Raw genomic sequence first — 23,402 nt, 5'->3', positions numbered from 1 at the left:
AGGCCAACAGTACTACCGCCGCTCAGCCACTCGCTACAACAAAAGGCATTGTTTTTAAGAAATTTGGTCGGCTGCGGCACGCTCAATCACACCAGAAGACGCGACCATCGCGCAGCCAGAAGTGCGAGCGACAGCCGCGCTGTACCCAGACGGAAGGCCGAAGGGTCGGACGCTGGTTGGAGTCGATAACAACATCCCATCGCGGCTTTGCTTCGGCGATCACGAGCAGCTCGATATTCATGCCGCACCCGCACGGGCACTGCATGCCCACGCACCAGTCTTCGTCGCCGTCGCGCGCCAGGACGAGGTCGCGCCTCGGAAGCTTCGGCGGCAGCGTGTCGCCCGCGATAACTTGGATGCGCCGGTCCGACCCAATGCTGTCCCACTTCCTGTACGCCCAGCGCCACGCGTTGCTGATTGAACGTTGGATTGCCTTGATCATTATGCCGCTGCCTTTCTCGGCCGCTTCAGAGACGGCAGCCCCAGCAGCGGTTCCAGATCGCCGCGACCCAGCACAGGATTTTCGGCGCGCGAAAAGGCGCTCTCGGCGGTGTAATCCTCATCGCAGGCCGCAAGACTGAACTCCGTGCGCGCGAACTTCTCGTTCCCGTCGAGGCGGAACGGATACGTCCGCGCGATGAATTCATTCACCGCTGCCGCCGCACCCCGCATGTTTAAGGTGATAACTGCCGGAGCCTCCTCGGCGATGCCCTTTATGTAACCGGCATTGACCTCCTGGCGGTGCTCGTCGGGCGCTGTACGACGCAGGTACTCGGCGCGAACACGCGCGGGCGAGTACACGTCGCGATCCTGCAGTGTTGATCCACCTGGAAACACGTAGTCGATACGACCGCAGACGTCGCCGATGGCAACGCCACTTCCAGTCTTGCGGATCGGGATCACCACGCCCACGTCGATCAGCGGGATGAGGAATGACGAGGCCATGAGGTCGGCGACCTGCCGGGCCTCCAGCGTATCTACACAGCTGAACAGCACGTCCCCGGCTGCCGCTATTTCAATGGCATCCAATGTCGTGATCGAGGCTGGGACCGGGACCGCGACACCTGGACCCCGGTAGGAGACGACCGCCTCCGCGAACATATCGACCTTCAGTCGCCCGTTCTCTGCGTCGATGAAACGGGCGTTCAAGATGCGATTGAGGTTCTTCCGCTCGACCTTGTCGAAGTCGATCAGGATGACGCGACCGAAGCCGAGCCGCGCCAGCTGCTCAGCGACGATCGAGCCGGTCCCAGAGACGCCGATCACCACGGCGGTTAGCCGGGACAGCTCGCTCGCCATTGCGGAAGTGAAGGCTAGCGGGCGTCCCTGACGCCCGAGCTGGTCCGACCACCAATAGCGGATGTCGTGATGTGCGACACGGACGAGCCCGACATCGGTTGCTTTCAGTGCTGGGGTGTACGTGCGAGCTCGGACTGCTCCATTCGGGATCATCACGGCTGATCCATGCAGATCGCCGGTCGCCTGGAACAAGCACGGCATCACCAGCGCATCGCTTTCATCGTCCATGCGAGAAAATCCGAACAAACCGCCCGGGTGCGAATGCATGGCGATGATGGCAAGGCCTTGCGGCTCGGCTGCATCGATGGCGGCTTCGAGATATTCTCCCGGCCAGACGATTTCGTCAGCGGTGCGCGTACGGCAGGCCGAATGAGGAACCGGAAGAAACTGCTGCGCTAGCAGCCGCGTGAGGTCGCCGGGCGCGCGCGAGCAAAGAAGAAGTCCGGCGGCTTCTAGGTTGTCGCCGGGGAACAGGTGATCGCGGGCGTGAGTGTGTAGCTCCGCAGTGAGGGTCAGACTGACGTTCGGGATCACTGGCCGCCTTCCTTCGTCATCGCCTCGTCAGCCAGCGCGAGCTGTGTGACCACGTTGTCCTTGACCGGATTCCATGCGACCGATCCGCGGTGGCGCGACCAGCCGTGGAACTCCTGGCCACGGATCGTGCCTCGCATCTGGGTGCTCGGGATGTCCCGGCCCGAAGCCAAGGCCAAGGGCGGAAAGGCGTAGAAGCCGTACAGCGCCGCCTGCGGGTAGGTCGGAGGAATTTCCAGAGTAAGCACCGTGCGCGCGACCGTGTATCCGGCTCATGAACGCTCTTTCCGTGACATGGCCTGCGATCGGCGTAGATGTCGATGTTGCAGACTTCGTGGGCATGGAAACGCTGCGCGTTTTGCAGCCCGGCGTCTACCGCGCGCTGCGGGACAGCAAAGACAAAGTTTGTGGGGCGGTTGACGGGTCTGGCGCGAAAAAGAAGCCGGCCGAGTACGATCAACTGTTCTTCGGCAAAGAACAAGGCGAGCACTCGCAGCCCCGGCGAGCCCTTATGAGGCTGTTCCCGCGTCTGGAGTCCGTCTGGACCAACATGTCCTATGGCGGCGACTTTGCGATAGGCTGGTCTCGCCAGCGCAGGGTCTGCTCGGAAGCGCACTTCGATGCATATTTTCGTATGGCGCTCGGCGACGAAGCTTTACCCCGCAAGGAAATCGATAGACTGATCGCGCAGGCAGGCGATAAGGATGCCGTGAAGACGGCTTTGCGCAAGGCACTCACAGTCACCGGCTCGCAGAGCACTACAAAGGCATCGACGCTGCTGAGCGAACTCAACCTCCACGCCGATCAGGTTAGTGAGGCAAGCGTCGGCCCGCTTCTGTCAGCGATTTTCGAAATTGCGGACGAGCTCGATGTCGAGGCCGATGTCGCGCGCGGGTTCGGCATGGCGAGCAACACTCTGCGTATTCATTGGCTGCTTCGTCGCCTGACTCTGGAGCGCTTCGACCTGCCTACGCGGTCGGCGATGTTCATGGCAGCGTGCAAGGACGCACCCGCGGGCTGGTTCGTGGACTTCGCAGAGTCAGCCTACCGGGATTACTACCCAAGACCGGGGCGAAATCCCGAACCGGAGGAAAAATGCCTCGTTACGGCTAGCGACGCCGAGAAGCTGCACAAGCGGGAGCTCACCACAATTGCGGCTGCCGCGAAGACCGCCGAGTTCCTCGATCATCGCCAACTGCCCTACCTGCTGCATCGGTGGGCCGACTTCGATGGTGGAACTGCAGTGAAGCGGTGGACCAAATCGCAGCTCAAGAACGACGAGTCCGTGGCGAAGCTGGCGAAAGCGTTCACGTCCTACAGCTGGAGCCAAGGAATGGGCTTCGCTGGCCTCGGCGATCGTGTGGCGAAGCGAAACACCCGGGCCGGCGTCGATACTGTCGATCGAGTCCTAGACCGCGTAGCTTTTCGCAAGCGGGTCGAAGCACTCAGCAAATCCAAGAAACTCCCGGCTCCCGGACAGGAGGCGATCGATACGTTTCTCGACGCTTGGCGTAGACACGATAAGGACCCGCACGACTGATCACCGTCATGCAGCCTGCGGCTTGGCAGGCTTAGCTTGCTTAATGATCGATTGCGCAGGCGTTGTTCGAAAAGCTCATCTACGTGACGCGGTTCAATACGGTGCGGGGCTTTAAGGGCCATGTTTCAATAACAGCCCTTGCCTCACGCCAGTTCTGTATCAAATGCGGATTGGCGATAAATTGTATAGCAGCAGCGTAGTCAGCAGACCCGAAGCTGCGCTGATTGACGAAGCCAATGAGGTGCAGCCTCTCTCTCGCTTCCTTCGAACCCTTCAGTGTCGTGTGCGGATCAAACACGCCCGTTATCAGTTTGCGATTTTCCCCTTCACCCCAGTACATGCGAAGCGCATGCGGCACCATCGATCCTCCAAGACCGACGTGCAGCCGATCCGCGACATCCCCGCCGCGCGTAGAGAAGGTCCGGAAATCAACAAGCAACGCGTTGACGGTGCGGCTGCCAGCTGGTGGGAATTTGTAAGGCTGCCCATCCTTTTCGCATTTCTGGCAGAGGCGCTCGATGGCCTTCAGGGTTTCGCCCTCGGGCGATTGGCGTTTGTCCTTGTTGGAGCCGCTTAGGACGCGCCTCGCCCATTGCATGCCGTGCTCGTCAACGCCAGTCGTCGTGGCCCCCCGTGCCGCCTCCGTCTCCGTGAGGCGCAGCATTTCAACGTTCCACCTCAGCCCACCCGACTGAAATCCGAAGTCGATCGTGGACTCGCCTTCTCCGGCAATTTCGTAAGATAGCGTGATCCCCGCTTTATGTAGCGCGTAGCCTTGGCGAAGCTCAAAAAAGCGCGGCATATTCGCGCCCTTCAAGCCTCCGTTCTTATCGATGTCGTCGAGGATTGGTTTTGCCCAAGCCACGTCCTTCAGGTCCGCGATGATTGTTTCCATTAGGGCAGCCTCGTCACCCGTGAAGGTGTCAAAGAAACCGGGGGCTTTCGCGGACATGCTTAAGGATACCATTCGGGAGCTCGGACCGTTACGGGGTTTGCCACCCCACGGCCGTCAAGGCCAAGACGAGCGCCGCTTCGGTGGCCTTGAAGGCCTTCACACGTAGGACGCGACAACCCCCAAATGGCCACGGAGAGATATTTGCGTGAGTTTCGCGCGTGATAACGCGCGAAAACGTCTCTGCTGATAACTGATTTTCATATCGACGCGCGAAAGCCGCGGAGAATGGGGCGAAATTCGCGCTTAGTAAAATGGAAAACGATATTCTATCTCAATGGCTTGGTGTTTGGCGCGCCGGAAGGGATTCGAACCCCTGACCCCCAGATTCGAAGTATGAATTCGGGCGTTCTCGGGCTTGCGCGCGGCCTTGATCTCGCCTCATCCACTACATTACATCTTATTGATCTTACTGTCTCTTTTCGCATTTCCGCGCAAGAGAGCGTAGCAAGACACCGGAAACTTTGGACGGGAAGTTCCGCAGACTAATCGCAGACTAATTTTCTGGAGGCGCGTCTTGGCAGACTTATCAATGGAAATTTCTGACAAGGCGATCAGCCGTCTGCCCTATGCCGAAGAAGGGCAATACCGGGTTCTGGACACCGAATTGAAGGGCTTCGCCGTCGTCATTGGGCGAAGAAAGAAGACGTTTGCTGCTCAAGGTGCATTCTGGCGCGACGGCGTCCGCGAATTTGCTGCCCGGAAGAAGATCGGGGAGTTTGGTGATATCACCTCGCGCGAAGCACGTGCCAAAGCCAAGGACATCCTCGCTGCAATCGCGAAAGGACAGCGCCCTGGAGAAAATGCGCCCATACGGAAAGGGGCCGTTACTCTTCGACTGGCGTGGGAGCGCTATCGTGACGTCCACATGATCCGGAAGGCGCGAAGTGAGGGGACCATCGAGAACTACCGCGATCATATGGAGCGCCTGTTCGACGATTGGCTCGACAAACCACTCGCCCGACTTGGGCGACAACCGAATCTTGTCGCGGAACGCCATGACAAAATCACCAAGGAGAACGGTCCGTACATAGCAAATGGTGCAATGCGCAGTTTGCGGGCCGTTTACAATCATGCGCGGAAAGCCAACACGGATCTTCCTTCGGCAAACCCGACGCTCGCCGTTGACTGGAATCCAGAGGAACGCCGAAACACGGGCATGGGGGCGGCCGATCTGTTCGGTTGGTTCGAAGAATTGCGTGTGTTCGAGAACCTTATTCGCCGTGAGTTTCATCTATTGCTTCTTCTAAGCGGATCGCGGCCGACTGCTTTGAAACAAGCCGAACTTGGACACCTCGATCTTCGTGCTCGCATCCTGCATATTCCGAGACCGAAAGGCGGCAATGAACGTGCGTTTGATATTCCGCTTTCGCGGGCCATGATCCGTTGCATCGTCCGCGCAATCCGAGTTGGAAGAATGCTTTATCCCGATCAAGCCGACAGTTGGATTTTCCCGGCGGATAGCGGATCCGGCCATATCGAGGAGCACAAGGAAGACCGGACCGAACTATCAAAATGGGGAAATGATTTGCGCCAGAGCTACCGTACGATTGCTCAGTCGGCTAACATTTCGAAACTCGATATCCACCTGTTGATGAACCATTCGGTGCCGGGCGTGAACGAGGGCTATATCACTCGTGACAAACTGTTGAAAAACCATCTGCGGCAGCTACAAGAGCGCATTTCTTCTGTGGTTCTTGGTCACGCTTCCAAGAGCCATAGCAAACAACCATACCATTGGTTTGAGACGGCGAAGATACAAACGCCGATTGGGAGGATGAATACCCGTCCCTTATTGCAGAACGCAGCGTAAACTAGGTCAAAGCCGAGATATTTTTGCTGGCATCGATAGCTCAATTCGTTCGCGGGGTTTGCGTTTCTCTGAGTTGGCGACTGACTAGGACACCTAGCGTTTCCAGTGTACCCTCAGTGTACCCGAATGCGCCGGATGCACGCGAACGATCACGAACCGTGTCGTGCATTAATAGCGGGTGCTGTTCAAGAACTCTGCCTCATCGGCGAACGCGCGCGGGCAACAAAGAACAACGCCGGAGAGATGGTTGATTCCCAGGGGCGGAATCGAACTTCCTTATAACCAATTGAAGTTGCAAGAGTTTTATGATGAGAGTTTTCCAGTATACCTGTCAGTATACCCGGCGCTTTAGCATGGCAGAAGCCTGCAATTGGAAGGGGTTCGGCTGTCACTATACACTAACAGCGCGGTATTTGGCTCTGAAAGAGTTGCTTGTCGAGGCGTCGCAATTGGCCGCAGAGTATGCGCCCCCGCTCGCTCTTCGGGTTTCGAATGGGATTGGCAGATTCAATCCTGGACCCGCTACACTCGATTTCGGCAATTGATCGAGCGATTGGTTCCGCGCCTCGCAGCATGATGATCTAGATTCAATGAATTAGAGATTGCGTTCTCGTAGCGGCACTTTGTTCTTCTGTATCCTTCTGAATGCCCTATCAGTCGCCATGAACCGCTCGATCATCGGAGCAATGATTTTTGCGGGATCGGGCGCGGGCTGACCGGTTTCCCGACTGATCGCTTCAGCATAAGCGATCAAGTTGCTATGAACAGTCCCCGGGAGTTCAATCGTCAGCTTCACCGGCTTCTCGTGGTTGACCGCGGGTAGCTTGAGCTTGCTCATCGGCTTGCCTCCTGCTGGCCGTAGGGCGCCATCACGAGATCGCGGTTGACGATCACACGGACCGGGAAGCCCTGGCGGATCGTGAGGGTCGGCTGGATGTTGAGCTGGCGACGCACGAGCTGTTGACCGGTGTTGTTGATCGAGTCCTGCGAGCCGCGGCGAAGCGCGCGAACGAGATCGCTCTCGTCACGGTTAGCGCCAAGCTCGGCGCCGACGCTGAGCAAGGTAGAAAGCGTCGCGGCTTTGATCAGGTCCCACCAATGGTAGTCTACTTCGTCCTCGAGCCCGGAGAAGCCACGGGCGTCAGCGCCTTGTTGGCGCTCCAGCACGATCGATTTGCCATCCGGCAGCATAAACCGATTCCAGACGAGCAGGACGCGCTTCTGTCCGAACGAGACCTGGCTGTCGTATTGACCAATCAGGCGCGACCCTTGCGGGATCAGCAGGAATTTTCCCGTCAGCGTATCGTAGACATGCTCCGTCACCTGCGCCGTGACTTGCCCTGGAAGATCGGACTGGATGCCGGTTAGGAGCGCGGCCGGAATGACCGTGCCGGCCTGCACGAGATAAGGTGATGCAGGATTTGCGAGACGATCGGGACTGACGGTTCGGCGATCAACAGGTCCGTTGATGAAGGCGAGCTTGCGGTCCTGCATGTCCTGGACGGCATTGGGATCGAGCGGCGGCGCGTCTGCGGGCACGGCGAGGGTTGAGCCTGGCGTGGCATGCCCGCTGCTCGGCGCTATTGGCGACGCTACTCGGATCGCGGTTGCCGCGAAGAGCTTGCTCAGGCGCGCGGCTTCGATCTCCTGCAAGCGTCGCTGTTCTTCCGGTGTGACGCCGGGTTGCGGCAGGGGCCCTCCCGGCGGTATGGGCCTGCCCTCGTTCTGCGCGCTGAGAATTGGCCGTCCGAGATCACCCGGCAATGGCGGACCAAGTCTTGGAATGCCAGTGTAGTCGCGCGGCAGTCCGGTCAAGCCATCGGCGGTCGAGCGGTTCTCGATCGAGTAAAGCTCCTTGGCCGAGCGATCGGCTTTTCGGGTCTGGAGCGCGTAGATCAGGGCCGCCGCGACCACAAGGCCGGAAACGCCACCAAGGCCGATCAACACCTTACGCGACAGTCGCGTCACGCGTGGACGTTCTGGGCGTAAACGCAAATCCGGCGTGACATCGGGCGCTCCGTGCGAACCGTCGGTCATGACCGGCGCCTCCCATCGGTGCGGATGATGCGGACACGGCGCTCGCTGTTCTTGTCTCCGAGGCGTAGTTCGGCAGCACCGAACAGCCGGTCGACGATGTAGTAGTTCTGGCGAGCGCGATAATTGACGAGTTCGCCCAATACATGTCGTTCAGTACGCCGCGGGAGCGCTGCGGCAACCCGCCATAGCCCGTGTCCTTGAGTTTCTCGACGCCGAGAGCCAGCGCGATATCCGCGGCACCGGAGGCTACGGCGTACACTGCGCCACGAAACGCTTGCGTGCCGGACGCACAGAAATTTTCGACCCGGGTGACCGGGATAAACGGCAACCGCAAGGTTACAGCCAGCGGCACGGCAGATTTTCCGACATGCTGCTCCTCTATTCCGGTGGCAAACCAGGCGGCGTCAATTTGTTCGGTTCCCACGCCTGCGTCCTGAACGCATTCCTGAAAAGCCTCAACAATCAGGTCGCCGGCATCCTTGTCCCAGCGTTCGCCGAACTGCGAGCAACCCATTCCGAGAATGACTACCTTGTCGCGTATCCCTTTGGGCATCATGCCTCCTGTGCCGAAGCTGCGACCGGTGCCGGCGTCTCGCGTGCGGCGTGAACCCGCTTCCAATCCAGACCTTCCATGCCATCCTCGAGCCGCTTGGCGAACAGACACACGCCCGTGCCGTCCCAATAGATCAGCTTCACCCGGTCCGCGCGCTTCGCCCGGAACACATAGACCGCGCCCGAGAACGGATCGGCCTTCATCGTCTCGCGTACCAGTGCCGCCAGCCCCTCCGCACCTTTGCGGAAGTCGACCGGCTTGGTTGCCACCAGCACCCGGACCGCGCCAGTCGGTCCAATCATGCGCCCGTCTTCAAGGCTCGAAGCACCGCCGCGACCGTCTTCGCCTCCGCGCCACGGCCGACCCGAACTGTCACGCCCTCGATCTCCACTTCAATGATGCCAACGGCATCGCCGCCGTGTCGGCGACTGCGCGGCTTCACGCGCTTACGCGGGCGCTCAGGTGAGGTTGCTTCAATCACCGCAGGCACAAACTGCGGCGCTGGCTCGGCATCTTCGGTCACTTGCCGCAATTGCCGGCGCCACCCGAACAACTGCTGCGGAGATAAGCCATAACGTCGCGCTACAGCGCACACCGATTCCCCGCCTGTCAGACTCTCGGCGACGATGCGCGCTTTGTCCTCGGCACTCCAGGTCCGCCGTCGACCCGCTCCCGTGAACACTTCAATTCGCCGAACCGGCTCCGTGATAGCATTATGCTCAGTGATCATTCTAAGCCTTGCGGTCCAAATCAGACCGCAGACTCACAGAACCGCCACCTACGCGAAAGGTGGGATCAAAACACCGTTTACGAATGAACGCCTTCTGGGCGTCCGAAAACTTCGAAGCCTTCATCGCTCTGCGCTCCTCCCAGCCGGAGAATCGGCGCCGACGACTCTAACCAAAAACGATCCAGTTTTGCGGCCTCAGAGCAACCAGACCGAACCGGTCCAGGCTCCTGCCGCCCGCACGTCGACGCGGCATGCAACAAAGCCATAGTCGCTGTCGTGCGCAAGCCTGCCATCATACTTCATCGTATGTGGCGGGATGACGCCGACTTCCGCTGGACCGCAAGCGCAATATAAACAGGGGCAACCAATCGACCTGTTCAACTTCCTCCACGCTGGAGGAGGCGTCCCGCGAGGACGATGGGATCGGGTGAGACCGAGGAAACTCGTGCGGCGCACTTTCGACCGCGCGGCTTAGATGGCTCCGCCCGGTCCTTCTGATCCCATCATGAGGCGGCAACAGCCCGACCTGAGAGAGTACAAAAAGGAGCTTGCACCATGCGCCCCCGAATAGAGAAGAAGCTTTCCTTGGCCGCCTCGGTCAGAATCAGCTTGTTCAGCGTCAGGTCCGAGACCGCCCGGCGCAACCGGTTGTTCTCCAGTTCAAGGTCCTTGAGCCGCTCCAACTGATCGGTCTTCAGCCCGCCGAACTCCTGACGCCACCGATAAAACGTGACCTCACTCACGCCAATCTGGCGGATCGCATCCGCCCCTTGCGAGACCAGCAGATCAACCTGCCGCAGCTTCGCAACGATCTCTTCAGGCTTGTAACGCTTCCTCGGCATATCGGTCCTCCTGGATGCCAAAAGACATACTTCAAGGCGGATCACTTCATCGAGGGCGGATCAGTCAGCGCGCATAGAGCAATACAAGAACATCCGTGCCAGAAACTTTAGTTTCGTATACAACCAAATTCTCTGTCACCGGTGAACACAATGCTTTTCCAGTTAAGACGTCAAATCGGCCAGCGTGCAAGGGGCACTCTATTTCAGTGCCTTCAAGAAATCCATCACTCAACAATGCATATGCGTGAGTGCAGATATTCGATGTGCAAAAAATCGATCCTGCAATATTATACAAGGCCAATTCGTGGCCATTCACCTCAACTGCTCTTACTCCGGCAGCCGGTATTTCATCAATACTAGCAACCCTCACCCAACTGCCGCCGACGGACTGATTCGGCTTCTTTTCCAGACCCATGATTTTCCTAGCCTCTGCGGGCCACCGACTCTTTTCGATCCGTCAATGGCATTATTTTCGAAAGTTGGCTGGCGCTGGCTCGCCCCACAAGTTTGACGCTTCCTCCGGGGTCCAGATCCGTGGAACTTGCGGCTTCTCGGAATGCCAGGGGCGAGGCTCGAAATAACCCAGCTCCTCGCCCGCTATGCGATCTAGTTCAGTAAAGAGCTCAATAATGTTGCCGTCTGGATCGTAATGATAGGTAAATATGTTGTGACCGATGCCGTGGCGGCCCGGCCCCCAAATCAACTTGATTTTGTTTCGAGCAAGATGGTCGCATGCCTGCTGCACATGCGACCAGTCCCGGAGTTCGAATGCAACATGATGGTTCTTCGCTTGGTCTCCGCGCAGAAAATTTACGGCGTGGTGATCCGAATTGCAGCGCAAGAATGCGAAGAAATCGCCCATCCAATCCGAAACCTTGAATCCAAATATATCGGTGAAAAATGCAACGGTGGCCTGCGGATCAATCACGTTAAACGCTGCATGGCCGAGCTTTGATGGCAGAATTGCAGCAGAAGCGCGCAGGGGCTCCATTGAGGGCCAGCTCTGGCCATAAACAACGATGTCAATCCCGTGAATGTTTGGCAAAGCAATCGCCTCGTCTAAGCCAAGGGTAAGAGCAACGTGCGATCCTTTCGCAACTTTTACGCCCTGACTGCTCAGACGCCGCTTGAGGTCAGAGCGGCTTTGTTCGTCACAGAGCTGAAGCCCAAGCACTGTGCAGCCGGATCGGTCGCTGTGGCGAAGCACAATCTCGGCATCGCCGGATGAACCATAACAATAGCACAAATTTCCTTCACGCTGGATCCTAAAGCCCAAGACCCCTTCATGGTAATCCGCAAGCCTTTCGATGTCTTTTGTGTCGTAACACACAAATCCAATTTTTGAGATCACAGACATAAGATAGACCTTTCGAAGTTCTTCGTTTTCCTGGACTGACGTCGCGAAGGGACTGTTATTCAACCGGCCACTTCAGCTTCAGGATCTTTCTCATATCCAATCGGCTCGCGATCCGATGTGCGGTTTTGGTAACATCCCGCATAATTTCACTCTGATTCACATTAACCAATCGACCATCTCTGACCACCTGGTCACCCGCGACGAATACGTCCCTTACAGTTCGGCCGGTTGCGCTATAGACAAGGTTTGACACCGGATTGTAGAGCGGTTGCCATTCCGGTAAGCTGGAATCGAAGATAACGAAATCCGCTTCCTTGCCGACTTCAATCGACCCGATCCGGTCGGCGAGGCCCGCTCCCCGTGCCCCATTGATAGTCGCCATTTCCAACGCGGTTTCTGGAGGCATGACACGCGGATTAAGGCGCACTTCTTTATATCCGCACGCGCAATAACGCATCTCCTGCACCATATCGACAGAGCCGGAACAGGCGTGATCAGACCCCAGGCTCACGTTCACGCCGAGAGCCATAAGCTCCGGCAACTTACCAACGGCGATGTTGCCGTAGCCGTTGTGAATCGAAGAGGATGGAGCGCAAACCAAAGTAGCCTTACGTCTTGCGAGCAAAGCGACTTCGCCTGGCTCCAGCCAACCTGAATGCACTAGCAACATGCGATCGTCGAGTACTCCAAGGGCTTCGAGCCGCTCAATTTCGGAAAGCCCGTACTGCGCCAGACTTGAATCATGGGTGCTATACGAAAAGCAGGCATGGGTTTGCAGCGTTGCCTCGTACTCGTCCGATAGCGACTTTAGTCCGAGGATGAGTTCATCAGAAGCGTTATTCAGACCGCGAAAGGAAGCGCTAACCGAAACTTTGCCCGCGTAAGAGCCCGCATACTTTGCGAAGAGATCATCGGTTCGTTGCAAACAATCCTCGGTTGTTTCGATCATAGTTTGGGGCAGGACACCTAGAACCGACTTGGTTTTATCGAAGCTCGACCGGGCTATAACAAGCCTCATGCCGGTCGCGCATACCGCGTCCACAGTAGCTCCGGGATGGTAATTCCCGGGGTCAATGAAGCAGGTGACACCGTGCGTCAGCAGTTCGACGGCAGCAAGCGATGCGCTTACATAGACATCCTCTGCCTGCATCGCCCCTTCGTATGGATACATGTGATCGAAAAGGAAGGACTGAGCGTTCGCTTCATCGGCCAATCCCCGGGAGAGCTGGAAAGAGGAATGTAGGTGATTGTCAACGAAGCCAGGCGTAACGACCGTATCTGCAGCGTCGTATATGCGATCGGAACTCCAAACGCTACGGATTTCAGAGCTTTTACCGACTGCAACGATCTTACCATGCTTGATAGCGATGGCAGCGTCGCGAATTACTCGACGCTGCTCATCGACTGTTATGAGCCAATCAATATTGACTACGATCGTATCAGCGGCACTCGCTCCCTCGGAGCTTGTGGATGCGGTGGCGCTCATTTTGTAATTCACCTGTTTTCGCCGACATAGTTCAGATTGTCCGTGCATTTCAGCTCGACGAGGACATTCTCCTCGGCCGAGTGTTCGCACAACATGGAACGGTGGCTAATGCCTTTGGGAATAACGATCATTTCGCCCTCGCGCAGGGTCACAGCACCCATCTCTGTCTCCCATCGCAGCGCACCACGTACGCACAAAATCACCTCGTGATAGTCGATATTCCTGTGCCAGAAGCCCATATCTTCTTTGGATCGCTTTGAGACATCGATCTTGAGGGTCGCAGAATCGAAGAGCCGGAGAGGCGTCCCGTCGGCTTTGTTGAAATTAGAGGGTTGAAATTTGCGATCAAAAATATTCAGGTAGTGAAAGAGTTCTTTTGACTTCAGTACACCCAAATTTTCGACCGGATTTCCATTGACCGCAAGCTCAACGTTGGTGCCGTTTATCGTGATTACTTCGCGTAGTGGGGCTTTGGGAAGTGACATCTTCTTTCCTCCTGATCCGAAGTTGTTGTGAAAGATTGCTCGCGATCACAGCGGCGAGATCTTTAATGAAGGGATGATTTTCCTCCAGAAGATTGTTTCTTGGCTTATCTGATTTTCCAATTCCTGAGCGCTTGCGCCGCCAGGGCTTATGTTCAATTCTTTGAAGCGCTTGAGCACGGCAGGATCACGAAATGCAGACTGTACCGCTGCGGCGATTTTCTCTAGCCGTTCCAACGGAGTACCTTTAGGTGCGGCTAAGGCCCACCATGAGCCCGAAATCAATTCGGGGAATCCCTGCTCCGCTGTTGTCGGCACCTCAGGCAACACATCCAGTCGTTGTGGCGCAGCTACAGCAAGAGCTTTCAGCTTCCCGGAGTCAAGTTGCCCCTTCACCGCACTCACAACTGAAAAATACAACTGAATATCACCCGTTAGCAGGCCCTGGATAACGGCTGGCGAGCCTCTATACGGCACATGTACCATCTCGATATCTGCCAGCTTCGCAAATGCCGCTGCAGCGAGATGGGGCGGAGTTCCGGTACCTGGCGAGCCATAGTTGATCTTGCCCCGTTCTTTTCTCGCCAGCTCTTGCAGTTCTTTCAGATTTGAAACTTGAAGATTTGCTGGAACCACAATTACTGAATGTCCGGCTGATATTGTGGTAATAGGCGCGAGGAGTTCTAGAGGGTTCCCTGCAGATGACTTCAATATGAACTGATTCATCACATAGTTATTGTTGGGCGCAAGCAGCAGGGTATAACCGTCGGGCGTTGCACGGGCTACTTCAGAGACCGCTATTTCTCCACTAGCGCCTGGCTTATTGACAACCACTATCGCTTGACCCAGCCGCTGCTCTAAAATTGGAAGAATGATCCTGAATGCTATATCACCCGTATTGCCCGCAGCATTGGTGTTGACGACGGTAATTGTACGGTCGGGAAAAGCTCCGACGTTTTCCGCAATTAGCGTCAGAAACGCCGCACAAATACAGAGACTCCACTTTCGCATCATTTCCTCCCTTTTCACACTTGTTGTCGATTATGGATGGCTGCAGGGACCACAGATTTGTCAAAGCGTCGCTCCGAAATAGGCGCATGCTCTACCTGCAATTTTAGCTTATGGCTTCCACTCTCGCTGGACTTGCTGAGCATGAGTTCGCATACCTCTTGGGTTGCTAGCGCCCAATTTCCTGAGTGAAGTGGAGACTCGCCATTGACGACCGCGCCATACAATTCATCAATTACCTCGGACCGCGGGATTGAGACTTCAGGCGCCCGAGCGAAAGTCTTCTCATGCTCCCGATAGATGATCACCCCTTCTGGACCCGGCCTAATGTCAGCGTCTTCACAGCTTGCTAGCACCAGCCCGAAATGTTCATGGTAGCGCTGTCGCCGTTCAACTAAGCCAAACTCGCTTTCGTGTGCAGGGGGTGTCGCCTTTAGCAATCCGGTTTCACTCACTCCTCCGCAAAACTCGTCTGAGTCAAAGCGTCCGTATCCACTGTAGATCAATGTAGCAGTGGCCCCGCACCGAAAGCGCAATGTCGCCGTGTAGGCGCCTTCTGAGTGAAATCTATTGTTCCAGAAGCCCCTCGAAGCCGTTACAGTATCAACCAAGCCACCAGCAATAAGTCTCGCCACATCGACCTGGTGAAATCCCTGATGCAGCACGACGCCGCCCCCGTTCTTTGAATCGAGTGCGTCCGGCGCTCGCAGTCGCGTCAAAAAATTATTGTAGTTTACCAACGTGAGATGCCGGAGCCGCCCATATTTTCCCGATAGGATGTGGGCGCGAGCCATCAGGATCGGAAGGTCATAGCTGTGAGTATGGCCGACGAGCAGTTGTACATGAGCCTTGTCTGCAGCCTGAACCATGGTTTCACATTCAGTGATGCTCACACTCATCGGCTTCTCGATTAGAATATGCTTGCCCGCTGCAGCTGCCGCCAAGGTTAAAGAGAGATGTGTAGCCGGAGGGGTCGCGATATAAACTGCGTCTATCCGGCTATCTGCAAGCAATTGACCCGCGTCGGCGTAGGCAACCCCTCCCGTTTTCGAATGAAAAGTGAGTCTCGCACTTTCGTTCGGGTCTGCCGCAGCGACTAGCTCGATCCGCTCATCTTCACGCAACGCCCTGGACAAAAAGCTATATGCCTTGCCGAGGCCGATCACTCCCAGGCGCACTTTTTTACGCGATGTTGTCAACTTACTTCCGTTCTTCAAGCGGTTGCTAGTGCCATGTTCGCGTATGTCCCGCTCTGGGGCACCCTCTGCAGGGCATATCACCACCATGGCTGCGACAATGGACACTCCGCTAACGCTCATTGTTTGTGTCTGCTTCGATCTGAAGTCGTTTCCATAGCTCTTCAGGAATTGGAATCCCGTCCCGCAATCTCTTCACCTTGAGCTGTTGGCCCCGTTCACCGGGCATCAGCAATTCGTCCACACCGTCTTGCGTATCTGCGTCTTTGATAAGGGATGCCAACGCTTCGACGCGATGAACGAACACTGCAAGATCTCCCAATTGCGAAACATCTATAGCAATCAAGAGAGCGTTTTGTTGGTGCTGCCGATTTTCGAGGCTGAGGTAGGCCTGCAAAATGGGATTTCCGGCCATAACACTAGCCAGCAGCTCGATCATGAGTGCAAGACCGGAACCCTTAGGTCCTCCTAAAGGCGATAACGCGGTAGCCCGACTCGCATCTTCAGTTAAGTTTCCTTGCTCGTCCAATGCGTCTCCCACATTGAGCGGCACATTATTCCTCTGTGCCGCCACGAGCCCCCCCCACGAAATCTTGCTTGAGGCCATATCCAAAGTTATCGCTTTCGCCTCACTGCGCGGGATCGATACTGCCAGCGGCGCAGTTGAAACGAGCGCCGACCGACTCCCATGGTACGCCATGTTCGGTATGGATGCGGCCGCTGCGATAGCAGCAAATCCCTTCGACGCGAGGCATGTTGTAAAGTAGCCGATCGACCCAGTATGGGTCGTCCGTTTGATAAGCGTCAGACTAATGCCGTGTCGGCGCGCTTTGCTCACGGCGCAGGAAATCGAATGTTGAAGAGCGACCGCGCCTGCGGCACGGTCGGAATCAAGGATCGTCATTGCAGGCAGGTCAGCGGCAAGCGTGATGTTCGGCGTCGGATTTAGTTCGCCGCTCTTTACCAATTCAAGGTACCTCGGAATGCGAGCGACCCCATGGGTGTCCTTCCCGTGCAGATTGGCCCAGACCAAGACCTCCGCCAACGTCGCGGCATGCTCGACCGGAAATGCCCGTCGCTCAAATATAGACTGTGCGGTAGCACGCAGCTCGGAAGTCTTTATGATAGCCAAGTTACCCTCACTAGATGCGATGTCTGAGCGTCCGCGGCTATCGCCAGCCTGCGACTGCGGCGACTACTGCATCGCAGTTCTGCGGGATTTCATTACCTCGCCATGCAACGTGCTGATCTGGCCGCAACAACGCATAATCAACGCCATAAAGATCCCGCGCCTCCGGCATAGCGATCGACAAAACTTTTAGCGGAAGCCCTCTCCGTTCAGCTGCCTCCTGAAACGGCTGCGTGCGTTCCGCCGTGCCTAAGCACAAAAGGGAGAAGCCATGGCCAAGAAGATCATAAAGCGATGTTAAATTTGGCTTGATCCAAATATGGGGCGCTCTTCCTCCGGGCACCGAACTCGGAACGTACTCATGTGGACTGTCCACCGGAGACACGCCGGCATCGTAAACGTTAATATTGGAGTCCTCATAACGAGCGCCCAGTTGAATTCCTAGGGATGCAAACTCCTCCGTCAGCAGCCCCAAAGCCGCACCGGTTTCATTTCGCGCGCAGGCGCCCCTAGGTGATTCTTCAAGAAGAAACTCTGCGACTGGAATATCACCTATATGTCTCGCCATAGATTGGGCTGCGTTCGTGTTTCGAATGGCAATAGGCCTTCGCTCCTTTTCGTAGCTCGCTAGAAGCGTAGGGCCGCCCCAATTCTGAACAAGAGCTGCGAGTTTCCATCCAAGGTTGGCTACATCATCCATGCCAGTGTTCATTCCAAAGCCCCCTTGTGGAGTGAACAAATGCACCGCATCGCCCGCCAAAACCACTCGCCCTTGCCGATACTGTTCCGCAACGAGAGCTTGGCCCGCGGTCCATAAGAAGTGAGAGATGTACTCGTATTCCAGTTCCAGTCCCATGCTCATGACGAGCTGTCGATGAATTGCCTGTCTCTCGGTTTCATTGTCCTGCGGTTTTAGCCGCGTTGAGAACAAAAACTCGCTTGTTCCGTCAAGAGTGACGATATTGCTGCGCACTCTCGGATTCACGATCGAATATTGCCAGCAGCGACTGCGGATCGCCCTCTGATAAAGAGCAGGCGCTCGGATGTAGGTCGACGCGGTCAGTCCACCCGCATAGGCTTGCTCTCGGTAGGGTGTGCCCGAATAGGAAATCCCTAAGGCTTTTCGGACAGCACTTTGGCCACCGTCGCAACCGACGAGATACTGGCAATCCACGCGCACTTCGCGCGAGCTCGACACGTCCACCATTACGGTCTCGACACAGTCGCCCTTGTCAGCAAAGCTGGCTAGTTCCCAGCCAAGCTGACATTGAATTTCCCTTGTTGTGCGTATGTGTGAAAGCAAAAACTCCTCTACGTACATTTGATTGCAGCGAAGAATGGGTTCAACGATCTGGTCGAAAGGTTGCGCATTCTTCAATTCGATTTGCTTTTCGTTCTCCGATGGCAAACGCAAACGGGCGAGTTCATATCCCGCCAAGGTCGTGAAATAGCCAACATCGGTTGGGTGATCTCTCGGAATCCCTAGCCGTCTTATAGCTTTCGATAAACCCAAGCGCCGGTAGTGCTCCATCGTCCTGGCGTTATGGCTGTTGCCTCTAGGATGCCGGAGCGGGACAGCACGGCGATCTACCAGCAGCGAACTGACGCCCAGATGCCGTAAGTGAAGAGCCAAGCCCATTCCTACAGGCCCGGCACCGACTATCAGGACAGGAACTGACAACGTATTGCTGTCTTGCATCGCTGGGATCTTTATTTCCGCTTTCTTGCTGACTGTCACGTGTCAATTCGAGCGAAGAGCGCAGCTACATCGCTGCCAAATGTTGCACGCGGGCTCACGATGAAATTGTTGCCTCTCGCCAGCCTATGCGGCGACATGACGCGATGAAGGAATGTTCTTCTCGTACACGATCTCGAGAGCCTCTCCCTTCGGAGCGATCACGTGTCCGCTCCAAAGATCACCAAGCAACGATGGATTATCTACTGGAGCGGGCAGAGCCTTATCCTGGATCCACTGCTCAACAGCATTCACCATCTTCCGACGAGCATGCACCACCAAGAGATCGCTTTGCGCAAGATTCTCCGCCGAGTGATCAACGATCGGCCCCATGCTCTCTGTTACTGCCGCGTCTTGAATGTCGAGACCTTCAATGCCTGTATAGCTTTGCTTTCGCTGCATTTCTCGATCAATCAAATGGTCGTTGCTCATATTCGCAGCAGAGCGCCAACGGCCGTACCAATCCGTCGTGTTTGGGAGATATTTGTAGTCGGTTGTCAGACCAGGCTGCGGGATTGCTCTTTGCCGCGCGTTCGGGCTCCGGGAAAGCAGGAAAGTATCCGAAGTAATAGAAAAGAACATTGTATGATAATCATCCATCGGCACCCACGCTCTCAGCACAGCCTCTGAGCCGAGAGGACAGGGCGGGACTTGGCTGAAGAAGGGCATGATGAAATTGGTGAACCTCCAATAGGTGCTACTTTGATCGGCGGGACGATAGGCACCAGCCCTCACGCCGCTCGGCGTATCGACGATCTTAAATTCCGGGTTGGGGACCGCCATAGAAAGCGCCTCCGGGCTGGTCCGCCCTTTGGTACTCTCGTCGGCCCCCATGCCAACACCGAGATGCAAGAATCCGGAATGAGAAGTATCAAGGTCGCCTTCGAGCGCCTGCAGGTAGTTGCACTCGCGCTGCATGCACCAAACGCTCACTTTGTCGGCAGGCTCCAGCAGGACCGGAAATTCTGGGAACGGCGGCGGGGTTTGACGCTCACCCATATACACCCAAACGACGCCGTTTACTTCGCGTGTACGATAAGCTGTCGTCGGAATAGTCGGATGGATCGGTTTTCGGCTGCTCACATTAGGCGCCTCGATGCACTTCCCATCGCCATCAAACTTCCAGCCGTGGTAGACACAACGAAGACCCTCATCCTCGTTACGTCCATAAAACAGCGAAGCGCAACGGTGCGGGCACCGGTGATCCATAATGGCCACTTTGCCGGATGTCGTGCGAAAGGCGATCAGGCGCTCCCCCAAAAGCAAAAGACGGATCGGCGCTCCATCAGCCATCAGCTCTGAAGACATCAGAGCGGGCATCCAAAATTGGCGCAGGAAGCTGCCGGTTGGAGTGCCTGGCCCGACGCGCGTGAGCTGCTGAGTTTCCATGTCAAACTCCTTAGACGTGAAATCTGAACATGCGGCAAAACTTATTTTCTTTCCAGTGGGCAAATTTGGAACGGATCGTCTCATAAACTGATTCAAAATATAGTTGTACAGCGTGTTTCGGAGCGAGTATTCATGCGCTCTGGCACGCAAGACAAAAAGGCATCCACACGGCCTATTATTACCCTGTTCGAAACACAGGGCGGTTTGCACCACGGCGAATGAAGTGAAGGACCAACGTTAGACAATGCGCGAGGAAAAAGTTTCAGTTTTGTCGGACGGATTGCGCCTGTCAGGCATCATCCACCTTCCTGATAACACCGGCTCCGTGCGCGGTCAGCCGGCCTTCGTTGTACTGCACGGGTTTGGCAGTACGAAAGAGAGCGACAATGCTTCGGTGCCTTGCCGTTTTTTGTCGAGGCTTGGTTACGTCGCATTGAGAATAGATATGCGAGGCTGTGGAGAAAGTGACGGTGAGCGGGGTCGAGTCATCTGCATGGAGCAGGTAGAAGATACAAAGAATGCCGTGAGCTATCTTGCCTCACGCGAAGAGGTGGATGCGAACCGAATCGGATGCTTCGGCAGCAGCTTTGGAGGCGCGGTAGCAATCTATACGGGGGGTGTCGATCTAAGAGTTGCTGCGGTGATATCATCAGGGGGCTGGGGCGATGGCGAGGCGAAATTCAAGGGTCAGCACCCGGGGGACGCGTGGGCAGCCTTCTGCGAGATGTTGGAGCAGGGTTTGGAAATCAAGAAACAGACCGGGCATTCTATCAAGATACCCCGAGACAAAATCGTTCCTATCCCGTCACAACTGAAGACAAACCTTAAAAGTAACGCCATAGCGGAGTTTCCGATCGAAACAGTCGAGAGCATGTATAATTTCAAAGCCAATGATGTGATTGCGCACATCTCCCCACGTCCGGTTTTGCTCTTGCACAGCTCAAACGATTCAGTCACTCCGACTGATCAATCTATCGAGCTTTTCAGGCGCTCCAAACAACCTACCGACCTGCATTTGTTCGCTAACGTCGATCATTTCATGTTTGCGGAGGAAAACAGATTGGTAAGATCGACCATCGAGAATTGGTTGAATGTCTATTTACCAGTGCATGTCGCCCACGATAATTCCCGCGCCGCTTCCTGATGCACTCGTTTGTGATAGTCGGTGCCGGGCTTGCCGGCCACACAGCAGCGTTGGAGTTGGCGCGTCTGGCAAAGGGTCCTGTTCTCTTGTTGGGAGAGGAGATACACGCACCATATGACCGGCCGCCGCTGTCGAAGGAACTCCTGACTGCTGAAAACGCCAACGCTTCGATTCCTTTTCTCTCCAAGCCGGATGCTTACGCAGACGCTGGAATTTTCTTTCGGCCGCAGTGTGGAGTTGCCCGCATTCTTCGTGAAAGGCGCCAGATTGAGCTTTGGGACGGTGAACGGATTGCTTACGATCGTCTACTGCTTGCGGTTGGTTCCTCGCCTATCGTTCTGCCGTGCTCGCCCGAGGTACTGGCACGGATTCACAAGCTCAGAACGTATGAAGACGCTCAGAGATTGCGAAATGCACTCTTGCCCGAAAGGCATCTAGTTGTGGTAGGCGGAGGCCTGATAGGGCTTGAAGTAGCCGCCGCCGCTCGCACCCGAAATGTACGCGTCACGGTTCTGGAAGCGTCGGATCGACTGGCATCTCGCAGTGTCCCGGTCGAAATTTCCGACTGGCTTTTTAAGCTTCACACCGCTCGCGGGACCTCTATATTGCTCGGCGAGAGAGTGACCGAAATATCTCACGTGTCTGATGGGCTTTGTGTTTCCTCAACATCACAAAGCCTTCATGCTGACGAAGTGCTAATTTGCATCGGCATCAAGCCTAATTCTGCCTTTGCGTCTGACTGCGGCCTAATGGTAGACGATGGCATCGTGGTCGATGAGCGCTGCCGCACCAGTGATGACAGTATCCTTGCCGCCGGCGAGGTAACAAATTACCCCGTCGCGCACTGGGGCTGCAGGCGGCGATTGGAGTGTTGGAAAACGGCCGCTACGCAGCCGATAGTTGCGGCGCGGACAATGGCAGGGGTCGAAGCGACATACGAGGATTTACCTTGGTTTTGGTCAGACCAATTTAACCGGAACATTCAGGTCGTTGGTTTGCCTGATTTGGCCGTTGAAACAAGAATATGGGATGACATTGATCCTGATGAGAATTTGGGTGTGACTTGCATTGATGCGAACGGTTTTATCGTAGCGGCTGCAGGTATAAACTGTGGCAAACGCATTTCGATGCTGCGTAGAGCGATCGAAGACCAACAACGTCTTTAAATCGGTCATAGTTTGTTTGAGTTATTGCGACTGTGCAGTTGACCTGACAGATATTTTGAACCAGGCGGATAGAGATTATTGCATGGGGGCTTGGTGAGCCAGCGTGGGCATGACGCCTGTGGATGTTTGTTGTGCTGGCGGTCGGTAACCAAGCGACGAGCGTGGACGGACGATGTTGTATAGGTTTCGCCATTGCTCGATAACGATGCGAGCCTCCTTGAGGCAGTAGAAGAGTTCCTCATTCAGGCATTCGTCGCGCAGCTTTCCGTTGAAGGACTCGCAATAGCCATTTTCCCATGGACTGCTAGGCTCGATGTAGAGCGTCTTTGATCCCAGCCCTGCTAAGCCAGCTTTGTACGAGCCTGGAGGTCATCTCTGCTCCATTGTCAGAACGAATGTGTTCCGGAATGCCCTTGGCGAGCAGCACATCGGCTACTGTTTCGATGGCCGAGGCTGTTGATACGGCCAGCGACCGGCTGGCGAGGCACTCGCGGGTGAACTCGTCGATCAAGGTCAACAGTCTGATCCGGCGACCATCATGGGTCTGCGCCTCGACAAAACTTGTAGCTCCAGACATGATTGCGATGGCTCGTCCTGTGCCGGACACATGATCCATCGTTGAGCCATAGCCGGCCTCGCGGCTTTTGCTTCTTCGGTACTTTAAGCCCCTCACGGCGTCAGATCCGCCGCACGCGATCGCAACCAACCTGCCAGCCGGAAGTCCTTAGCAGCGAGGTGACGCGCCGATAGCCGTAGCGGCCGTATTGTGAGGCAAGAGCGATGATCGCGCCGGTCAGCGCATCCTCATCCGCCGGGTCAATGGCCGTATAGCGCTGCGTACCGCTTGGCTGATCGACAATCCGGCAGGCGTGGCGTTCGGAGAGCCCGTACTTCGTCCGGGTGAAGCTTGTTCCCGCACGATTGGAGCCAAGGAAAAAGTTCTTCAATCACGTGCTCGGGCTAACCTCTGATCAAAGCGAGGCAACGTTAGTGACAGAGACCGAATCTGCCTC

General features: G+C 56.1%; 20 protein-coding genes and 6 pseudogenes. 5 read left to right on the top strand and 21 right to left on the bottom strand.

Annotated features, from left to right (window positions below; all coding sequences use genetic code 11):
* Positions 1 to 82 precede the first annotated feature (82 nt).
* The 3 genes and pseudogenes from AB7F49_RS11800 to AB7F49_RS11790 form a co-directional block, all read right to left on the bottom strand.
* The gene (locus tag AB7F49_RS11800; RefSeq protein WP_428522491.1) at positions 83 to 442 is read right to left on the bottom strand and encodes a DUF6527 family protein; all 360 of its coding nucleotides are present in this window, start codon (positions 440 to 442) and stop codon (positions 83 to 85) included.
* A complete protein-coding gene (locus AB7F49_RS11795) occupies positions 442 to 1,833 on the bottom strand; it encodes a ThiF family adenylyltransferase (protein ID WP_428522489.1) in 1,392 nt (463 codons plus the stop codon). The genes AB7F49_RS11800 and AB7F49_RS11795 overlap by 1 nt, the downstream gene beginning before the upstream one ends.
* Positions 1,830 to 2,087 (bottom strand): annotated as a pseudogene (locus AB7F49_RS11790) (E2/UBC family protein); the annotation flags it as partial. The pseudogene AB7F49_RS11790 and the gene AB7F49_RS11795, both read right to left, overlap by 4 nt.
* A gap of 17 nt (positions 2,088 to 2,104) precedes the next feature.
* On the opposite strand from AB7F49_RS11790, the gene AB7F49_RS11785 reads away from it, so the two are divergent.
* The gene (locus AB7F49_RS11785) at positions 2,105 to 3,370 is read left to right on the top strand and encodes a hypothetical protein (RefSeq protein WP_428522488.1); all 1,266 of its coding nucleotides are present in this window, start codon (positions 2,105 to 2,107) and stop codon (positions 3,368 to 3,370) included.
* Positions 3,371 to 3,449: 79 nt separating this feature from the next.
* Here the strand turns inward: AB7F49_RS11785 and AB7F49_RS11780 are convergent, their stop codons facing one another.
* Positions 3,450 to 4,322, bottom strand: a complete 873-nt coding sequence (locus AB7F49_RS11780; protein WP_428522486.1) for a hypothetical protein — start codon at positions 4,320 to 4,322, stop codon at positions 3,450 to 3,452.
* Positions 4,323 to 4,854: 532 nt separating this feature from the next.
* Here AB7F49_RS11780 and AB7F49_RS11775 point away from each other — a divergent pair.
* Positions 4,855 to 6,135 carry an integrase gene (locus AB7F49_RS11775; RefSeq protein WP_428522484.1) on the top strand — a complete coding sequence of 427 codons (1,281 nt, stop codon included), beginning with the start codon at positions 4,855 to 4,857 and terminating at the stop codon, positions 6,133 to 6,135.
* A 595-nt stretch (positions 6,136 to 6,730) separates the two neighbouring features.
* Here the strand turns inward: AB7F49_RS11775 and AB7F49_RS11770 are convergent.
* The 6 genes and pseudogenes from AB7F49_RS11770 to tnpA form a co-directional block, all read right to left on the bottom strand.
* Entirely contained in the window at positions 6,731 to 6,973 is a 243-nt protein-coding gene (locus AB7F49_RS11770; protein WP_428522482.1) for a DUF2274 domain-containing protein, read from the bottom strand.
* Positions 6,970 to 8,172 carry a TrbI/VirB10 family protein gene (locus tag AB7F49_RS11765; protein ID WP_428522480.1) on the bottom strand — a complete coding sequence of 401 codons (1,203 nt, stop codon included), beginning with the start codon at positions 8,170 to 8,172 and terminating at the stop codon, positions 6,970 to 6,972. The genes AB7F49_RS11770 and AB7F49_RS11765 overlap by 4 nt, the downstream gene beginning before the upstream one ends.
* A pseudogene (locus tag AB7F49_RS11760) lies at positions 8,169 to 8,306 on the bottom strand (P-type conjugative transfer protein TrbG); the annotation flags it as partial. The pseudogene AB7F49_RS11760 and the gene AB7F49_RS11765, both read right to left, overlap by 4 nt.
* Before the next feature lie 38 nt (positions 8,307 to 8,344).
* Positions 8,345 to 8,686: pseudogene (locus AB7F49_RS11755) on the bottom strand (acetyl-CoA acetyltransferase); the annotation flags it as partial.
* Positions 8,687 to 8,724: 38 nt separating this feature from the next.
* Positions 8,725 to 9,027, bottom strand: a complete 303-nt coding sequence (tnpB, locus tag AB7F49_RS11750; RefSeq protein ID WP_428522478.1) for an IS66 family insertion sequence element accessory protein TnpB — start codon at positions 9,025 to 9,027, stop codon at positions 8,725 to 8,727.
* A complete protein-coding gene (gene tnpA / locus AB7F49_RS11745; RefSeq protein WP_428522476.1) occupies positions 9,024 to 9,455 on the bottom strand; it encodes an IS66-like element accessory protein TnpA in 432 nt (143 codons plus the stop codon). Before tnpA ends, tnpB begins: the two co-directional genes overlap by 4 nt.
* Positions 9,456 to 9,682: 227 nt before the next feature.
* Between tnpA and AB7F49_RS11740 the strand changes: the two are divergent.
* Positions 9,683 to 9,809, top strand: a pseudogene (locus tag AB7F49_RS11740) (IS110 family transposase); the annotation flags it as partial.
* Positions 9,810 to 10,024: 215 nt separating this feature from the next.
* Here the strand turns inward: AB7F49_RS11740 and AB7F49_RS11735 are convergent.
* The 10 genes and pseudogenes from AB7F49_RS11735 to AB7F49_RS11690 all read right to left on the bottom strand — a co-directional run.
* Positions 10,025 to 10,297, bottom strand: a pseudogene (locus AB7F49_RS11735) (transposase); the annotation flags it as partial.
* A gap of 64 nt (positions 10,298 to 10,361) precedes the next feature.
* Entirely contained in the window at positions 10,362 to 10,712 is a 351-nt protein-coding gene (locus tag AB7F49_RS11730; protein ID WP_428522474.1) for a non-heme iron oxygenase ferredoxin subunit, read from the bottom strand.
* 51 nt (positions 10,713 to 10,763) lie between these two features.
* Positions 10,764 to 11,717 carry a VOC family protein gene (locus tag AB7F49_RS11725; RefSeq protein ID WP_428522472.1) on the bottom strand — a complete coding sequence of 318 codons (954 nt, stop codon included), beginning with the start codon at positions 11,715 to 11,717 and terminating at the stop codon, positions 10,764 to 10,766.
* Complete coding sequence (locus tag AB7F49_RS11720) at positions 11,710 to 13,152, bottom strand: amidohydrolase family protein (RefSeq protein ID WP_428522470.1); 1,443 nt, start codon at positions 13,150 to 13,152, stop codon at positions 11,710 to 11,712. Before AB7F49_RS11720 ends, AB7F49_RS11725 begins: the two co-directional genes overlap by 8 nt.
* A complete protein-coding gene (locus tag AB7F49_RS11715; RefSeq protein WP_428522468.1) occupies positions 13,149 to 13,625 on the bottom strand; it encodes a hypothetical protein in 477 nt (158 codons plus the stop codon). The genes AB7F49_RS11720 and AB7F49_RS11715 overlap by 4 nt, the downstream gene beginning before the upstream one ends.
* A gap of 45 nt (positions 13,626 to 13,670) precedes the next feature.
* A complete protein-coding gene (locus AB7F49_RS11710; protein WP_428522466.1) occupies positions 13,671 to 14,636 on the bottom strand; it encodes a Bug family tripartite tricarboxylate transporter substrate binding protein in 966 nt (321 codons plus the stop codon).
* Positions 14,637 to 14,647: 11 nt separating this feature from the next.
* The gene (locus AB7F49_RS11705; RefSeq protein WP_428522464.1) at positions 14,648 to 15,829 is read right to left on the bottom strand and encodes a Gfo/Idh/MocA family protein; all 1,182 of its coding nucleotides are present in this window, start codon (positions 15,827 to 15,829) and stop codon (positions 14,648 to 14,650) included.
* A 109-nt stretch (positions 15,830 to 15,938) separates the two neighbouring features.
* A complete protein-coding gene (locus AB7F49_RS11700) occupies positions 15,939 to 16,958 on the bottom strand; it encodes an Ldh family oxidoreductase (protein WP_428522462.1) in 1,020 nt (339 codons plus the stop codon).
* Positions 16,959 to 16,995: 37 nt separating this feature from the next.
* A complete protein-coding gene (locus tag AB7F49_RS11695) occupies positions 16,996 to 18,693 on the bottom strand; it encodes an FAD-dependent monooxygenase (RefSeq protein WP_428522460.1) in 1,698 nt (565 codons plus the stop codon).
* Between the two features lie 84 nt (positions 18,694 to 18,777).
* Positions 18,778 to 20,229 (bottom strand): Rieske 2Fe-2S domain-containing protein, encoded by a 1,452-nt coding sequence (locus tag AB7F49_RS11690; protein ID WP_428522458.1) that lies wholly within the window; start codon positions 20,227 to 20,229, stop codon positions 18,778 to 18,780.
* Positions 20,230 to 20,323: 94 nt separating this feature from the next.
* Here AB7F49_RS11690 and AB7F49_RS11685 point away from each other — a divergent pair, with 94 nt between their 5' ends.
* Entirely contained in the window at positions 20,324 to 21,223 is a 900-nt protein-coding gene (locus AB7F49_RS11685; protein WP_428522456.1) for an alpha/beta hydrolase, read from the top strand.
* The gene (locus AB7F49_RS11680; RefSeq protein WP_428522454.1) at positions 21,223 to 22,389 is read left to right on the top strand and encodes an NAD(P)/FAD-dependent oxidoreductase; all 1,167 of its coding nucleotides are present in this window, start codon (positions 21,223 to 21,225) and stop codon (positions 22,387 to 22,389) included. Before AB7F49_RS11685 ends, AB7F49_RS11680 begins: the two co-directional genes overlap by 1 nt.
* Before the next feature lie 75 nt (positions 22,390 to 22,464).
* Here the strand turns inward: AB7F49_RS11680 and AB7F49_RS11675 are convergent.
* Positions 22,465 to 23,276: pseudogene (locus AB7F49_RS11675) on the bottom strand (IS3 family transposase); the annotation flags it as partial.
* Positions 23,277 to 23,402: the final 126 nt, after the last annotated feature.

Source organism: Pseudorhodoplanes sp. (genome assembly GCF_050250235.1).
Lineage (GTDB): Bacteria > Pseudomonadota > Alphaproteobacteria > Rhizobiales > Xanthobacteraceae > Pseudorhodoplanes.
The sequence above is the reverse complement of the archived record's forward strand: the minus strand, read 5'-3'. Positions and strand labels throughout refer to the sequence as shown.

Bases quoted from the DNA above. Each gene is read 5' to 3' on its own strand.
- AB7F49_RS11800 (WP_428522491.1), bottom strand. From the start codon at position 442: ATGATCAAGGCAATCCAACGTTCAATCAGCAACGCGTGGCGCTGGGCG.
- AB7F49_RS11785 (WP_428522488.1), top strand. From the start codon at position 2,105: ATGAACGCTCTTTCCGTGACATGGCCTGCGATCGGCGTAGATGTCGAT.
- AB7F49_RS11780 (WP_428522486.1), bottom strand. From the start codon at position 4,322: ATGTCCGCGAAAGCCCCCGGTTTCTTTGACACCTTCACGGGTGACGAG.
- AB7F49_RS11775 (WP_428522484.1), top strand. From the start codon at position 4,855: ATGGAAATTTCTGACAAGGCGATCAGCCGTCTGCCCTATGCCGAAGAA.
- AB7F49_RS11770 (WP_428522482.1), bottom strand. From the start codon at position 6,973: ATGAGCAAGCTCAAGCTACCCGCGGTCAACCACGAGAAGCCGGTGAAG.
- AB7F49_RS11765 (WP_428522480.1), bottom strand. From the start codon at position 8,172: ATGACCGACGGTTCGCACGGAGCGCCCGATGTCACGCCGGATTTGCGT.
- tnpB (WP_428522478.1), bottom strand. From the start codon at position 9,027: ATGATTGGACCGACTGGCGCGGTCCGGGTGCTGGTGGCAACCAAGCCG.
- tnpA (WP_428522476.1), bottom strand. From the start codon at position 9,455: ATGATCACTGAGCATAATGCTATCACGGAGCCGGTTCGGCGAATTGAA.
- AB7F49_RS11730 (WP_428522474.1), bottom strand. From the start codon at position 10,712: ATGGGTCTGGAAAAGAAGCCGAATCAGTCCGTCGGCGGCAGTTGGGTG.
- AB7F49_RS11715 (WP_428522468.1), bottom strand. From the start codon at position 13,625: ATGTCACTTCCCAAAGCCCCACTACGCGAAGTAATCACGATAAACGGC.
- AB7F49_RS11710 (WP_428522466.1), bottom strand. From the start codon at position 14,636: ATGATGCGAAAGTGGAGTCTCTGTATTTGTGCGGCGTTTCTGACGCTA.
- AB7F49_RS11685 (WP_428522456.1), top strand. From the start codon at position 20,324: ATGCGCGAGGAAAAAGTTTCAGTTTTGTCGGACGGATTGCGCCTGTCA.
- AB7F49_RS11680 (WP_428522454.1), top strand. From the start codon at position 21,223: ATGCACTCGTTTGTGATAGTCGGTGCCGGGCTTGCCGGCCACACAGCA.